This window comes from Pseudomonas multiresinivorans, assembly GCF_012971725.1.
Lineage (GTDB): Bacteria > Pseudomonadota > Gammaproteobacteria > Pseudomonadales > Pseudomonadaceae > Pseudomonas > Pseudomonas multiresinivorans.
This window is the reverse complement of sequence record NZ_CP048833.1, coordinates 1,208,131-1,222,358: the sequence shown is the minus strand read 5'-3', so window position 1 is coordinate 1,222,358 and position 14,228 is coordinate 1,208,131. Positions and strand designations below refer to the sequence as shown.

Here is a 14,228-nt window from a genome sequence, read left to right as displayed (position 1 = left end):
TCAGCCAAAAGCGATCTAGCGACGCCCCGGCCACATTGCTCCCGGTCATTGACCGGAGCCGGGCGCCGCTCGCATCCTCGGGGCTTTCTGCCACAAGGACGCTCGAACAATGAAACCGGAAACCCTGGCCATCCACGCCGGCTACAGCCCCGACCCGACCACCAAGGCGGTGGCCGTGCCGATCTACCAGACCAGCTCCTACGCCTTCGACGACACCCAGCACGGCGCCGACCTGTTCGACCTGAAAGTCGCCGGCAACATCTACACGCGCATCATGAACCCCACCAACGCGGTGCTCGAGGAGCGCGTGGCCGCGCTGGAAGGCGGCGTGGCAGCGCTGGCCGTGGCCTCCGGCATGGCCGCCATCACCTACGCCATCCAGACCGTCGCCGAAGCCGGCGACAACATCGTCTCGGTGGCCAAGCTCTACGGCGGCACCTACAACCTGTTCGCCCACACCCTGCCGCGCTTCGGCATCCAGACCCGCTTCGCGCCGCACGACGACATCGCCGCCCTCGAAGCGCTGATCGACGAGCGCACCAAGGCGGTGTTCTGCGAATCCATCGGCAACCCGGCGGGCAACATCGTCGATCTCCAGGCCCTGGCCGACGCCGCGCACCGCCACGGCGTGCCGTTGATCGTCGACAACACCGTCGCCACGCCGATCCTCTGCCGCCCGTTCGAACACGGCGCGGACATCGTCGTGCACTCGCTGACCAAGTACATCGGCGGCCACGGCACCAGCATCGGCGGCATCGTCGTCGACTCCGGCAAATTCCCCTGGGCCGAGAACAAGGAACGCTTCCCGCTGCTCAACACGCCCGACCCGTCCTACCACGGCGTGACCTACACCGAAGCCTTCGGCCCCGCCGCCTTCATCGGCCGCTGCCGCGTCGTGCCGCTGCGCAACACCGGCGCCGCACTTTCGCCGTTCAACGCCTTCCTCATCCTGCAAGGCCTGGAAACCCTCGCCCTGCGCATGGAGCGCCACTGCGAGAACGCCGTGAAAGTCGCCCAGTATTTGCAGGACCACCCGCAAGTCAGCTGGGTGAAGTACGCCGGTCTCGCCGACCACCCCGAGCAGGAACTGGCGCTGCGCTACATGGGCGGCAAGCCAGCGTCGATCCTCTCGTTCGGCATCAAGGGCGGCCAGGAAGCCGGCGCGCGCTTCATCGACGCGCTGAAGCTGGTGGTGCGTCTGGTGAACATCGGCGACGCCAAATCCCTGGCCTGCCACCCCGCCTCCACCACCCACCGCCAGCTCAACGACGAGGAACTGGAGAAGGCCGGCGTACCGCGCGACATGGTACGGCTGTCCATCGGCATCGAGCACATCGACGACATCCTCGCCGACCTCGCCCAGGCGCTGGACGCTGCCAAGGCCTGATCCCGCGGCAACCGAATGAGGCGCCAGGTCGGCGCCTCATTCGCGGGTCAACGGCCCCAGCAATATCTCTTTGCCATCATTTTGCAGACGAGCCCACCGGCCTTTCCGTAGAATGCCGCGCAGCGCCGCAAGCCAGAGCGCGACCGCACCGAGCGACACGCCAGCGAACAGGGATTTCGTCCGCCTTTCCCCGCCCATTCCTTTCCGACCCGCCTTCCAGGCGCCGGCCGGCGGATAACTTTTTTCGCCCGTGACCATACGGTTCCGCCCGATCCTGCCGATAGGGCTTGGACGTGGTTCGCCACCCTGGCCCCCAACAAAAACAATCTCCGAACGGCCTGACTTCACACAACCTTTCCTGGAGATCGTCAATGAACAGCTGGATTTCCAACCTGAGCGTGAATCTCAAGTTGGCCCTGGGCTTCGGCCTGGTTCTCGCCTTCACCGCCATCCTCGCCATCGTCAGTTGGGTCGGCCTGGGCTCGCTGATCGACCGCAGCAACTGGATGAGCGACATCACCGAGCTCAACTCGCGCCTCACCAAGCTGCGCATCACCCGCCTGCAATACATGATCGCTGACGGCGCCGAGCAGGAAGCCGCCAACGTCATGAGCACCCTGGCCGACTTCAAGGCGCAGCAGCAGAAACTACGCGCCTCCTTCGTCAGCCCCGAGAACGTGCGCATGCTCGACCAGCTCGGCGGCATCATCGGTGACTACGAGAAGTCCCTGGCCGCCATGCGCGCCGGCTACCAGAGCGCCGATATCATCCGCCGCGCCCTGCAGGACAACGCAACCCGCGCCGCCGAACTGACTGCCACCATCCAGCAGGACGTACTCAAGGCCCCAGCGGACGAAGAGCGCGCCACCCGCTTCCAGGCCATCACCGGTACCCGTGAAGACCTGCTGCAGGCCCGCTACGACGTACGCAATTATCTGGCCACAGCCCTCACCAGCAACGGTGACGGCGTGACCCGCGGCCTGGACGAAAGCATCGCCGGCCTGCCAGCCCTGGAAAGCGTCCTCGGTGTCGCCGAAGCGCAGTACGTCCAGCAACTGGGCACTGCCCTGCGCGCCTATCGCGATGCCGTCACCACCCTGCGCGGCAACATGGCTGCCATCGTCCAGGCGCGCAAGGAAATGACCACCCAGGGCCAGGACATCGTCAAGATCAGCGAAAATCTCTACCAGCTGCAGCTCGATCGCCGCGACACCGAAAGCGCCCGCGCCCGCAGCCTGCAGACCCTGTTCACCCTGCTCGCGCTGGTCCTGGGCGGCATCGCCGCGCTGATCATCACCCGCCAGATCACCCGCCCGCTGCAGGAAACCATGGCCGTGGTCGACCGCATCGCCGCCGGCGACCTGTCGCAGACCGTCCAGGTCACCCGCCGCGACGAACTCGGCCGCCTGCAGCAAAGCATGCAGCGCATGAGCCAGAGCCTGCGCGAGCTGATCGGTGGCATCCGCGACGGCGTCACCCAGATCGCCAGCGCCGCCGAGGAACTCTCCGCCGTCACCGAGCAGACCAGCGCCGGCGCGAACACCCAGAAGGTTGAGACCGACCAGGTCGCCACCGCCATGCACGAGATGTCCGCCACCGTTCAGGAAGTCGCGCGCAACGCCGAGCAGGCCTCCCAGGCCGCCTCCGCCGCCGATCATCAAGCCCAGGACGGCGACCGCGTGGTGAACAAGGCCGTGGAGCAGATCGAGCGCCTGGCCGAGGAAGTCGAACGCTCCGCCGAGGCCATGCAGCGCCTGGAGCAGGAGAGCGAGAAGATCGGCAAGGTCATGGACGTCATCAAGTCGGTCGCCGAACAGACCAACCTGCTGGCGCTCAACGCCGCCATCGAAGCCGCCCGCGCGGGCGAAGCCGGTCGCGGATTCGCCGTGGTCGCCGACGAAGTGCGCGGGCTGGCCCAGCGCACCCAGCAATCCACCGAAGAAATCGAAGCACTGGTCGCCGGCCTGCAGAGCGGCACCCGCCAGGTCTCCAGCGTCATGCTCGGCAGCCGCGAACTCACCGCCAGCAGCGTCGCCCTGAGCCGCCAGGCCGGCGAGTCACTGGGCGAAATCACCCGCACCGTGTCGAACATCCAGGCGATGAACCAGCAGATCGCCACCGCCGCCGAGGAACAGAGCGCCGTGGCCGAGGAAATCAGCCGCAGCGTGGTCAACGTGCGCGACGTCTCCGAACAGACCGCCTCGGCCAACGAAGAGGTCGCCGCCTCCAGCGTTGAACTCGCGCGCCTGGGCGGGCAGTTGCAGACGCTGGTCAGCCACTTCCGCGTGTGATGTGAATGGGCCGACGCTCCGTCGGCCCACCTTCGGAAAAGCATTCAACGTACCGTTGAGATCGGAGCTTGGAGGCTCCATCTTTGCTCCATAGCCTCTGGAGCCCCACCATGTCCGATTCCCTGATCATCCCCTGCCCGAACTGCAACGGCCTCAACCGCGTGCCCGCGGCGCGGCTGGGCGATTCGCCCAGTTGTGGGCGCTGCCAGTCGCCGATCGTGCTGGAGTCACCGTTCGACCTCGACGAGGCCGGTTTCGCCGCCCAGGCCAAGGGCGATCTGCCGTTGCTGGTGGACGTCTGGGCCGACTGGTGCGGGCCGTGCAAGGGCTTTGCGCCTGTGTTCGAGCAAGCAGCCGCACGGCTATCGGGCAAGGTACGCCTGGCCAAGCTGGACAGCGATGCCAACCCGAACCTGTCCGCGCGCCTGGGAATTCGCTCGATTCCCAGCCTGATCCTGCTGCGCAATGGCCAGGAAGTAGCGCGCCAGAGCGGGGCGATGCCGCTGCCGCAGTTGCTCGACTGGCTCAGCCGCCAAGGCGGCTGACGGCGAGCGTTTTGGTCAATCCGCGCGGTCATTGCCAGGCCGCGCGGGACGTCTAGGCTTGGGCGAAAGCCAACGGAGCACGTCCATGCCTTCCTACCCAGAAGACTTCATCCGCCAGCTCACCGAAGAGCACATCGCCTTCGTCAAGCGCACCGGCCTCAAGGCCGAAGTGCTGGAGCCGGGCCACGTGCGCCTGCGCATGCCGCTCAAGGGCAACGAGAACCACATCCAGAACATGTACGCCGGCGCGCTGTTCACCGTGGCCGAATTGCCCGGCGGCGTGCTGATGCTAACCAGCTTCGATGCGCGGCGCTTCTATCCCATCGTCAAGGAAGCCGGCCTGCGCTTCCTGCGCCCGGCGGCCAGCGACGTAACCGTCGATGCGCAGCTCACTGAAGCCGAAATCCAGCGTATCGGCGAGGAGGCGACGCACCAAGGCAAGTCGGAGTTCGTCCTCGACCTGCAGTTGAAGGACGAAGAAGGCAATGTGGTCGCCGAAAGCCATGCCATCTATCAGCTGCGCAGTCGCTGAATCGGGCCATTGCCCTGCATCAAGGTGAAATTTCCTACGTGGCGCGACAGTGGAGGCGCCATAGAGGGAACCCACCATGTACAGGAACCTGCTCGTCGCCCATGACCTCAGTGTCGAGGCGGACATCGCGGTACGGCGCGCTGCACAATTGGCGCACCAGCACGGGGCCAGCGTCACGCTGCTGCACGTCATCGAGGAATTCTTCCCCGACCGCATGATGGACACCGTCCGCGAAGCGGCTGAAGTGGCATTGCGCGATGCAGCCCGCGCCAGTGGCATCGCCGACTACCAACTGGTGATACGCCAGGGTCGCGCCGCCAATACCGTGACCCAGGCGGTGCAGGAGCTGGGCGCCGACCTGCTGGTGATCGGTGCGCACCATCAGCAGCTGCTCGAGCGTTTCGACGGCACCACACTGGAGCGCATCGCCCGGCATTGCCGCGCGCCGATCCTGCTGGCCGTGGAGGAGTCCGCCGCGCCTTACACCAAGGCCTTGGCCGGGCTGGACCTGTCGCACTGCTCCTGCCAGGCCTGGCGCGCCGGCTACCGCCTGCTGGAGCCCGCCGCCGAGCTGCTGGCGCTCAACGCCTACCAGCCGGGCAAGAAGGCCGGCCGCGCCGACAGCCACCTGGAGACGCAGCGCGAACTGTTGCGCCAGGCGCTGCAGGACGAGCGCAATCACGTACCGAGCACGGGGCCGCAGCTACTCTGCGCAGTGCAACAGGGCACAGCCCAGCAGGCGCTGGAAACGGCATTGCGGGAGTGGTCGCCCGACCTGTTGATACTCGGCAGCCGCAGCCGCAGCCGCGGCGCCATCGAGCAGGCCATGCTGGGCAGCTCGACGCGCTATTTCCTGCGCCGGCCACCCTGTGATGTGCTGATCAGCCAGTAACCGCTCAGGCTTCCAGCAGGTTGTGCAGTTCGACGAACTGCTGGGTCAGCTTGTGCCGCGGTTCGAGGAAGATCAGCGGGGTGCACGCCTGGTGCGACTCGCGCATCTTCACCGAACTCATCAGGTAGACCGGCAACACCGGCAGCTCCTCTTCCACCAGCTCATCCAGCAGTTGCTGCGGCAGCGTGGCGCGCGGCTGGAACTGGTTGACCACGATGCCTTCGACTTCCAGGTCTTCGTTGTGGTCCTCCTTCAGTTCTTCGATCTCCTGCAGCAGGCCATAAAGCGCCTGGCGGGAAAAGCTGTCGCAATCGAAGGGAATCAGGCAGCGATCGGCGGCGATCAGCGCAGAAACGGTGTAGAAGTTCAGCGCCGGCGGAGTATCCAGGTAGATCCTGTCGTAGTCTTCGGCGAGCTCGTCCAGCAGTTTGCGCAGCTTGTTGATCTTGTGCTTCTGCTCGAGCTTGGGCTGCAGATCAGCGAGCTCCGCGCTGGCGGTGACGATGTGCAGGTTGTCGAAGGGGGTCTCGTAGATGTCCACCTTGCCCTTGCGGCTGAAGGGGCCGGAGGCCAGCGTCTGCTTGAAGAAGTCGGCGATGCCCACGGGCACGTCTTCGCCGGTCAGGCCGGTGAGGTAATGAGTGGAGTTGGCCTGGGCATCCAGGTCCACCAGTAACGTCCGGTAGCCCTCCGCCGCACTCACCGCCGCCAGGTTGCAAGCGATGCTCGACTTGCCGACCCCGCCCTTCTGATTGAACACCACGCGTCGCATCAGCCATCCCTCCAGGAACATTCGAGTGCTGGGGGATTCTATGCAAAGCCCATGACAAGGGCGAGCGACCATTTCGAGTTGCTACCGCTCGACGGCTACCGACGAGCCCACCAAGTATCGCAACGGTAAACTGCCGCTATCCGGCGGCCTGCGGCGCCGTCGCTCATGGGACATGGCCCCTTACCTGTCGACCGCCGAGATCACCGTGCGCGACCCTTCGCGGGAGTTGGTCGGCCACGCCGAGTATCACCTGCGGGCCAAGGGCGGCCTGTCGATGATGAAGTGGCAGGGCACCAAGGCCAAGATGGACCCGGTGATCGACGAACTGCTGGCCGGCACCCGCGTCGCTGCTGCGCCCACCATCGCAGCGCAGCGTGGTGCAGCCGGCGACCAGGGAGACCGCAGGCCTGTCGCGCGACGAGCAGATCCAGGCGCTGCAGCTGGAGAACCTCGACTACGTCGAGTACCAGCGGCGCTACCAGCAGATCCTGCAGAACACCGCTCCCTGAACCCTCAGCCAGCCCTGCCGGCCTGGACTTCCTGGGTCACCAGGTCGAAGAACGACTGCGCCAGGCGCGACGTCTCGTTGCGCCGGCGCACCAGCCACACCGAACTGGTCGCGCCCGGATCGCTCAAGGTGCGGTAGACCACACCGTCCACCCGCGTACGGCGGAACGAGGCCGGCAGCATCGACACTCCCAACCCCGCCGCCACCAGGCCGATGATGGTCATCGCCTCGCCCGCCTCCTGGGCGATGCGCGGGCTGAAGCCGGCCTGCCGCGACAGCGCCATCAACTGGCTGTATAGACCCGTGCCGTAGCTGCGCGGGAAGAATACAAAGGGTTCGTCCGCCAATGCGGCGAACTCCAGCCCCTCCTGGCTGGCCTGCGCCAGCGGATGATCGGCACGCAGCACGGCCACCAGCGGTTCGCTGAACAGCTCCACGGCTTCCAGGGTTTCCGGCAGCGGGATCGGCCGAATCAGACCGACCTGCACACGCTCTTCCAGCAACGCCTGCACCGCCTGCCCGCTGCTCAGCTCCTGCAGGTCCAGGTGTACGTCCGGGTAGGCCTGGCGGAAAGCCAGGATCGCGCGCGGGATGCTGGAGGTGAACGGAGCCGAAGCGGTGAAGCCGACCTTCAGCTCGCCGATCTCACCCTGGTGCGCACGGCGAGCCAGCAGCACGGCGCGGTCCACCTGCTGCAGTACCTGTCGGGCCTCGTCGAGAAACAGCTTGCCGGCCTCGGTCAGCGCCACCCGTCGATTGGTGCGCTCCAGCAGGCGCGCACCGATCTCTTCCTCCAGCGCCTGGATCTGCTGGCTCAGCGGCGGCTGGGAAATCCCCAGTTGCTCGGCGGCGCGGCCGAAGTGCAGCTCTTCCGCCACGGCGATGAAATAACGCAGGTGTCGCAGTTCCATGTTTCCCCCTGCTGGAGCGCCGGTGTTCCGGGCTAGGTAGGAGCGGACTTCGTCCGCGATGGGGTGAATCCCGTGCCGTGCGGTTCGCGAGCAAGAACTAGGCATCCCCCTCGCTCCTACAGATTGGCGATGAAGCGCTCTTCGCAGGAGCGAACTTGCTCGCGAACCAGGTGTGAACCGACATCACAGGCGTTTGATTCGTAAAACGAATCAAACGTGTCGATTAATATATTGGAAATAATAAAGCCCGCTCCTTATCCTTTCCACACAAGCCCAATAACGACTACCAACCTGCTCCCTGCCTGGCCGCGCGGGCCCTTGCCGCCATTCCAGGCTCTCCTGCTTTTACCAACCTGAGGTGTGTCGTGAGTCAACCTGCCCTGCGGGCTTTGCGGGAAGAACATCCTATGGCGGCCGAGCCGTCGGTCGTACCAGAGCCGTCCGCCGCCAACGATCCGGCCGAACTGCTACCTGATCTGCGCGAAAGCGCGCGCGAAGCCAACGGCGACCTGGTGCGCGTCGTCGAGGAAATCGAAACCTACATCGAGAAAGGCACCCCGGCCTTCATGCGCACCTCGCTGGCGCTGTTCTCCGGTGGCTTCGCCACCTTTGCCCTGCTCTATTGCGTGCAGCCGATGATGCCGGTGCTGTCGAAAGCGTTCGACCTGACCGCCGCACAAAGCAGCCTGGTGCTGTCGATCTCCACCATCACCATGGCCTTCGGCCTGCTGGTCACCGGGCCGATCTCCGACGCCATCGGGCGCAAGTCGATCATGGTCGCTTCGCTGATCCTCGCCGCCCTGTTCACCATCGGCAGCTCGCTGATGCCGACCTGGCACGGCGTGCTGGCCATGCGCGCGTTGCTCGGCCTGTCGCTCAGCGGCCTGGCGGCGGTGGGCATGACCTACCTCTCCGAGGAAATTCACCCACAGCACATCGGGCTGTCCATGGGGCTGTACATCGGCGGCAACGCCATCGGCGGCATGAGCGGCCGGTTGATCAGCGGCGTACTGGTGGACTACGTGAACTGGCACGTGGCGCTGGCCACCCTGGGCGTGCTCGCCCTGGCTGCAGCGCTGCTGTTCTGGCGCATCCTCCCCGAATCGAAAAACTTCCGTCCCGCACCGCTCAAGCCGCGCCGGCTCATCGCGGGCTTCACCGGGCACTTCCGCGATGCCGGCCTGCCCTGGCTGTTCCTCGAGGCATTCCTGCTGATGGGCGCCTTCGTCACCCTGTTCAACTACATCGGCTACCGTCTGCTGGCGGAGCCCTATCACCTGAGCCAGGCCATCGTCGGCGTGCTCTCGGTGGTCTACCTGTCGGGCATCTACAGCTCGGCGTGGGTCGGTTCGCTGGCCGACAAGCTGGGCCGGCGCAAGGTGCTCTGGGCGATGATCGCGCTGATGCTCGGTGGCGTGCTGATCACCCTGCTGCAACCGCTGGCGGTGGTCCTGGTCGGCCTGCTGATCTTCACCTTCGGCTTCTTCGGCGCGCACTCGGTGGCCAGCAGCTGGATCGGCCGCCGCGCCTTGAAGGCGAAGGGCCAGGCCTCCTCGCTGTACCTATTCAGCTACTACGTCGGCTCCAGCGTGGCCGGTACCGCCGGCGGGGTGTTCTGGCACCAGTACGGCTGGAACGGTGTGGGCCTGTTCATCGCCAGCCTGCTGGGGATCGGCCTGCTGGTGGCCCTGCACCTGGCTCGGCTACCAGTGTTACCTCGCGACATCCCCGCACCGGGCAAGAATGGGTAGTTTCTACACACGAAGAAATTTTCATGCCTGAAAACGACATGGAACGGTCGTGCAAAGACATTAATCTCAGATCCGATAACGCCTGCTCGGCGGGCGTTGTAGGATAAATTCCCAAACTACGACTTAAGTCGTAACAAGATGTGGCGCGATCCTTGCGTTCACAATGTTGAACGACTTGTTGGAATCCTGAAACGGACCTCGACTCCCGCAGTACGCAATTCCCTCCGTAGTTGTAGGTAAAGCATGAGCAGCACCCCCTCTTCCGGGCTCTCCCAGGGCCTGCAGAATCGTCACGTCACGATGCTTTCGATTGCCGGCGCCATTGGCGCAGGCCTGTTCGTAGGCTCCGGCCACGCCATCGCCGAAGCCGGCCCGGCCGTCATGATTTCTTATCTGATCGCCGGCCTGCTGGTGGTCCTGGTGATGCGCATGCTGGCCGAAATGGCCGTCGCGCAACCGGACAGCGGCTCCTTCTCCACCTACGCCGACCGCGCCATCGGCCACTGGGCCGGTTTCACCATCGGCTGGTTGTACTGGTGGTTCTGGGTCCTGGTGATTCCGCTGGAAGCCAATGCCGCCGCGGCCATCATCCACGCCTGGTTCCCCGGCGCGCCGATCTGGGTGCTGGCCTTCCTGATCACCTCCGCGCTGACCGTGACCAACCTGTTCAGCGTGAAGAACTACGGTGAGTTCGAGTTCTGGCTGGCATTGATCAAGGTCGTCTCGATCATCGCCTTCCTGGTGCTGGGCTGCGCGGCCATCTTCGGCTTCTCGCCCAACAGCGAGGTCTCCGGCATCGGCCACCTGACCAGCGAAGGCTTCCTGCCCAAGGGCTGGGGCGCCGTGCTCGCGGCGCTGCTGACCACCATGTTCTCCTTCATGGGCTCGGAAATCGTCACTATCGCCGCCACCGAGTCCAAGGACCCGGAACAGCAGATCACCCGCGCCACCAACTCGGTGATCTGGCGTATCGCGCTGTTCTACCTGCTGTCGATCCTGATCGTAGTCTGCCTGGTGCCGTGGAACGACCCGCGCCTGGTGAGCATGGGCTCCTACCAGACCGTTCTGGAACACCTGCACATCCCTTACGCCAAGCTGATCGTCGATATCATCGTCCTCGTCTCGGTAACCAGCTGCCTCAACTCGGCGCTCTACACCGCTTCGCGCATGATGTACTCGCTGAGCAAGCGCGGTGACGCACCGAAGATCGCCCAGGTGACCAGCGCCAGCCGCACTCCGGTCTACGCCGTGCTGCTGTCCACCGCCATGGCCTTCCTGTGCACCTTCGCCAACTATCTGGCCCCGGCCGAAGTGTTCAACTTCCTGCTGGCCAGCTCCGGCGCCATCGCCCTGCTGGTGTACCTGGTGATCGCCATGTCGCAGCTGCGCATGCGCAAGAAGCTGCTCGCCCAGGGCCACCAGTTGAAGCTGAAGATGTGGCTGTTCCCCTGGCTGACCTGGGCAGTGATCATCTTCATCGTCGGCGCCCTGGCGATCATGCTGATCCGCCCGGATCACCGCATGGAAGTTGTTGCCACCACCCTGCTGACCGTTGTGGTGGTCTGCTCCGGCCTGCTGGTGTCCAACCGCCGCAAGGCCCAGCGCGCCGCCGGCCTGGTGGGCGATGCTGCGTGATGCGCTCTGATGGGGCTTGAGGCTCCATGAGGGAATGAAAAAGCCCCGCTTCTGAGCGGGGCTTTTTTTCATTGCAGCATGATCCATTGTGCCGTTCAGGCCGATCGCGGACAGAGTCCGCTCCCACGCGCGGATTGGCATGCGCGATTCGCCGGTGGGGCCTTTGCCAGATCGGTTCGCGAGCAAGCTCGCTCCTACAGGCTAGGCCCGCCGCGCTCTTCGTAGGAGCGAGCTTGCTCGCGAACCGCGGAGCCTGAAACGAAAAAGCCCCGCATCCGCGGGGCTTTTTCAGTTCGGCGTCAGGCTCAGTGGTACTGCGCCGACAGCTCGTGCACGGCCTCGAAGAAGGCACCGGCATGGGCCGGGTCGACTTCCGGGGTGATGCCATGGCCGAGGTTGAACACGTGGCCATTGCCGTTACCGAAGGCACCGAGGATGCGCGCGACTTCAGCGCGGATGGCGTCCGGCTTGGCATAGAGCACCGCCGGGTCCATGTTGCCCTGCAGGGCAACCTTGTCACCGACGCGGGCGCGGGCACTGCCAATATCGCAGGTCCAGTCCAGGCCCAGGGCTTCGGCGCCGGTATTGGCCATGGACTCCAGCCACAGGCCGCCGCCCTTGGTGAAGAGGATCACCGGCACGCGGCGCCCTTCGTGTTCGCGGATCAAACCGTCGACGATCTTCTGCATGTAGGCCAGGGAGAACTCCTGGTAGGCCGCCGCCGACAGCGCACCACCCCAGGAATCGAAGATCTGCACCGCCTGTGCGCCGGCAAGAATCTGGCCGTTCAGGTAGCTGGTGACCGACTGCGCCAGCTTGTCCAACAGCGCGTGCAGGGCCTGCGGGTTGTCGTAGAGCATCGCCTTGGTTTTGCGGAAGTCGCGACTGGAGCCGCCTTCGACCATGTAGGTGGCCAGGGTCCAGGGACTGCCGGAGAAGCCGATCAGCGGCACACGGCCATTCAGCTCGCGGCGGATGGTGCGCACGGCGTCCATCACGTAACCCAGGTCCTTCTCCGGATCGGGGACCGGCAGGGCGTCGATGTCGGCCTGGGTGGTCACGACTTTCTTGAAGCGCGGGCCTTCGCCGGTCTCGAAGTACAAACCCTGGCCCATGGCATCGGGAATGGTGAGGATGTCGGAGAAGAGGATCGCCGCGTCCAGCTGCGGATAACGGTCCAGCGGCTGCAGGGTCACTTCGCAAGCCATCTGCGGGTTCATGCACAGGCTCATGAAGTCACCGGCCTTGGCGCGGGTGGCGCGGTACTCCGGCAGGTAGCGGCCGGCCTGGCGCATCATCCAGACAGGGGTGACATCGACGGGCTGCTTGAGCAGGGCACGAAGGAAGCGATCGTTCTTCAGGGCAGTCATAACGGCATCCGGAAAAAAAGTGCGGGCATTTTCGCAAAGCCCAAACGAAAAGGCACGGCGGGTGCCGTGCCTTTCGTCCATCGCGGCATTCTGCCGCAGCGGGATGTGCTTTTCGCAGGAGCGAGCTTGCTCGCGAATGGCCCCGCTGCGGGGCAAGTTCGCGAGCAAGCTCGCTCCTACAGGGCCGGCATCAGACGCCCAGGTAGTCGAGGATACCTTCGGCTGCCGTGCGGCCTTCGAAGATCGCCGTCACCACCAGGTCGGAACCACGGACCATGTCGCCACCGGCGAAGATCTTCGGGTTGCTGGTCTGGTGCTTGAACTGCGAAGCAGCCGGGGCGATGACGCGGCCCTGGCTGTCGATTTCCACCTGGTGCTGGTCGAACCAAGGCGCCGGGCTCGGGCGGAAGCCGAAGGCGATCAGCACGGCTTCGGCCGGGATGATTTCCTCGGAACCCGGGATCGGCTCGGGGCTGCGACGGCCACGGGCGTCCGGCTCGCCGAGACGGGTCTCGACCACCTTCACGCCCTCCACCTTGTCCTCGCCGACGATGGCGATGGGCTGGCGGTTGAAGAGGAACTTCACGCCTTCTTCCTTGGCGTTCTTCACCTCTTTGCGCGAGCCGGGCATGTTCTCTTCGTCACGGCGGTAGGCGCAGGTCACGCCCTTGGCGCCTTGGCGGATCGAGGTGCGGTTGCAGTCCATCGCGGTGTCGCCACCGCCCAGCACCACGACGCGCTTGCCCTTCATGTCGACAAAGTCTTCCGGCGACTTCTCGAAGCCCAGGTTGCGGTTCACGTTGGCGATCAGGAAGTCCAGCGCATCGTGCACGCCGGGCAGGTCCTCGCCGGGGAAGCCGCCTTTCATGTAGGTGTAGGTGCCCATGCCCATGAACACGGCATCGTACTCATCGAGCAGTTGCTCCATGGTCACGTCCTTGCCGATCTCGGTGTTCAGGCGGAACTCGATGCCCATGCCGGTGAAGACTTCGCGACGGCGCGAGAGCACCTGCTTCTCCAGCTTGAACTCGGGGATGCCGAAGGTCAGCAGGCCGCCGATTTCCGGGTTCTTGTCGAACACCACCGGAGCCACGCCGTTGCGCACCAGCACATCGGCACAGCCCAGGCCCGCCGGGCCCGCGCCGATCACGGCGACGCGCTTGCCGGTGGGCTTGACCTTGGACATGTCCGGGCGCCAGCCCATGGCGAAGGCGGTGTCGGTGATGTACTTCTCCACCGAGCCGATGGTGACCGCGCCGAAGCCGTCGTTCAGGGTGCAGGCGCCTTCGCACAGGCGATCCTGCGGGCACACCCGGCCGCAGACTTCCGGCAGGGTGTTGGTCTGGTGGGACAGTTCGGCGGCGGCGAGGATGTTGCCCTCGGAGACCAGCTTCAACCAGTTGGGGATGAAGTTGTGTACCGGGCACTTCCATTCGCAGTACGGGTTGCCGCAGCCCAGGCAACGGTGGGCCTGGTCAGCCGCCTGCTGCGGCTTGAACAGGTCGTAGATTTCCACGAACTCGCGCTTGCGCTGGCGAAGAAGCTTTTTCTTCGGATCCTTGCGCCCGACTTCGATGAACTGGAAGTCATTGTTAAGACGTTCAGACATTTTCAGACCTCATCAAACTTCAGGC

General features: G+C 65.0%; 12 protein-coding genes. 8 read left to right on the top strand and 4 right to left on the bottom strand.

Annotated features, from left to right (window positions below; translation table 11 throughout):
* Window positions 1-109: 109 nt before the first annotated feature.
* The 5 genes from G4G71_RS05560 (at window position 110) to G4G71_RS05540 (ending at window position 5,647) form a co-directional block, all read left to right on the top strand.
* A complete protein-coding gene (locus G4G71_RS05560) occupies window positions 110-1,387 on the top strand; it encodes a bifunctional O-acetylhomoserine aminocarboxypropyltransferase/cysteine synthase (protein WP_169935965.1) in 1,278 nt (425 codons plus the stop codon).
* 371 nt (window positions 1,388-1,758) lie between these two features.
* Window positions 1,759-3,678, top strand: a complete 1,920-nt coding sequence (locus G4G71_RS05555) for a HAMP domain-containing methyl-accepting chemotaxis protein (protein ID WP_169935963.1) — start codon at window positions 1,759-1,761, stop codon at window positions 3,676-3,678.
* Window positions 3,679-3,788: 110 nt separating this feature from the next.
* Window positions 3,789-4,223, top strand: a complete 435-nt coding sequence (trxC, locus tag G4G71_RS05550; protein ID WP_169935961.1) for a thioredoxin TrxC — start codon at window positions 3,789-3,791, stop codon at window positions 4,221-4,223.
* 85 nt (window positions 4,224-4,308) lie between these two features.
* Window positions 4,309-4,755, top strand: a complete 447-nt coding sequence (locus tag G4G71_RS05545; protein WP_169935959.1) for a YiiD C-terminal domain-containing protein — start codon at window positions 4,309-4,311, stop codon at window positions 4,753-4,755.
* Between the two features lie 76 nt (window positions 4,756-4,831).
* Window positions 4,832-5,647 carry a universal stress protein gene (locus G4G71_RS05540; RefSeq protein WP_169935957.1) on the top strand — a complete coding sequence of 272 codons (816 nt, stop codon included), beginning with the start codon at window positions 4,832-4,834 and terminating at the stop codon, window positions 5,645-5,647.
* A 4-nt stretch (window positions 5,648-5,651) separates the two neighbouring features.
* On the opposite strand, the gene G4G71_RS05535 is transcribed toward G4G71_RS05540, so the two are convergent.
* On the bottom strand, window positions 5,652-6,419 hold the full coding sequence (locus G4G71_RS05535; RefSeq protein WP_054910033.1) for a ParA family protein: 768 nt from the start codon (window positions 6,417-6,419) through the stop codon (window positions 5,652-5,654).
* A 377-nt stretch (window positions 6,420-6,796) separates the two neighbouring features.
* Between G4G71_RS05535 and G4G71_RS30030 the strand changes: the two genes are divergently transcribed.
* Window positions 6,797-6,928, top strand: coding sequence for a hypothetical protein (locus tag G4G71_RS30030; RefSeq protein ID WP_277352231.1), 132 nt, complete (start codon window positions 6,797-6,799; stop codon window positions 6,926-6,928).
* A gap of 4 nt (window positions 6,929-6,932) precedes the next feature.
* Here the strand turns inward: G4G71_RS30030 and G4G71_RS05530 are convergent, their stop codons facing one another.
* Complete coding sequence (locus G4G71_RS05530) at window positions 6,933-7,838, bottom strand: LysR family transcriptional regulator (RefSeq protein ID WP_045215991.1); 906 nt, start codon at window positions 7,836-7,838, stop codon at window positions 6,933-6,935.
* A 407-nt stretch (window positions 7,839-8,245) separates the two neighbouring features.
* Between G4G71_RS05530 and G4G71_RS05525 the strand changes: the two genes are divergently transcribed.
* Both G4G71_RS05525 and gabP read left to right on the top strand, forming a co-directional pair.
* Window positions 8,246-9,589: an MFS transporter gene (locus tag G4G71_RS05525; RefSeq protein ID WP_169942525.1), complete on the top strand. Its 1,344-nt coding sequence runs from the start codon at window positions 8,246-8,248 to the stop codon at window positions 9,587-9,589.
* A 243-nt stretch (window positions 9,590-9,832) separates the two neighbouring features.
* Window positions 9,833-11,224, top strand: a complete 1,392-nt coding sequence (gene gabP / locus G4G71_RS05520; protein WP_169935955.1) for a GABA permease — start codon at window positions 9,833-9,835, stop codon at window positions 11,222-11,224.
* Between the two features lie 305 nt (window positions 11,225-11,529).
* Here gabP and hemE read toward each other — a convergent pair whose 3' ends face one another.
* Entirely contained in the window at window positions 11,530-12,594 is a 1,065-nt protein-coding gene (hemE, locus tag G4G71_RS05515) for a uroporphyrinogen decarboxylase (protein WP_169935953.1), read from the bottom strand.
* A 190-nt stretch (window positions 12,595-12,784) separates the two neighbouring features.
* Window positions 12,785-14,203 (bottom strand): FAD-dependent oxidoreductase, encoded by a 1,419-nt coding sequence (locus tag G4G71_RS05510; RefSeq protein WP_045215981.1) that lies wholly within the window; start codon window positions 14,201-14,203, stop codon window positions 12,785-12,787.
* Window positions 14,204-14,228: the final 25 nt, after the last annotated feature.